Origin of the sequence: Nguyenibacter vanlangensis, assembly GCF_013376155.1 — a bacterium.
Classification (GTDB): domain Bacteria; phylum Pseudomonadota; class Alphaproteobacteria; order Acetobacterales; family Acetobacteraceae; genus Gluconacetobacter; species Gluconacetobacter vanlangensis.
This window is the reverse complement of record NZ_JABXXP010001234.1, coordinates 1-559: the sequence shown is the minus strand read 5'-3', so window position 1 is coordinate 559 and position 559 is coordinate 1. Positions and strand designations below refer to the sequence as shown.

The following is a 559-nucleotide window of genomic DNA, read 5'->3' as shown; positions in this document are numbered from 1 at the left end:
CGCTTCGCCACGGCGTCGATCGAGAACACGGCGAACACCTGGTGCGCGCGCAACGCCGCGAAGGCGATGCCGACATTCTGGAACGTCTTGATGTCCAGGCCGGGCTTTCCGGCCGCCCGCAGGGTCCGGTCGATGTCGCGGGCATGGCGTTCCTCGATCCCGCCCATCTCGACGCCGACCGACCGGCCGGCCAGGTCGCCGACGCCGCGAACGGCGATGGGCGCGTCGTCCGCCACGCTGACGCTGATGGCCTGGATTTCATAAGGCACCATCTCCATCAGCGTCGCCCGCTGGCGGGTGTAGAACATGCCGGTATCGATGACGTCCCACCGCCGCTCCAGCAGGCCCAGCGTCAACTGGGCGAAAGACGTGGAGAGGAAGGCGGGTTCCAGGCAGAGCCTGCGCGCGATCTCCCGCCCCAGTACGATCCGCATGCCCGACAGCTTTCCGTCCACGCTCATATATTGCAGCGGCGGAAGGGTCGGATTCGTCGCCATCGTCAGGCGGCCCGGCGCGATAAGGCCGGGCACCGCGGGACACGGGGCCGCGCGGCAGGGGG

1 protein-coding gene is annotated in these 559 nt (G+C 69.1%); it reads right to left on the bottom strand.

Translation table 11 applies throughout. The annotated features are described in order from the left end of the window. A partial coding sequence (locus tag HUK84_RS22320) for a transporter substrate-binding domain-containing protein (protein WP_317135333.1) occupies positions 1 to 497 on the bottom strand: 497 nt, incomplete at its 3' end. Positions 498 to 559: the final 62 nt, after the last annotated feature.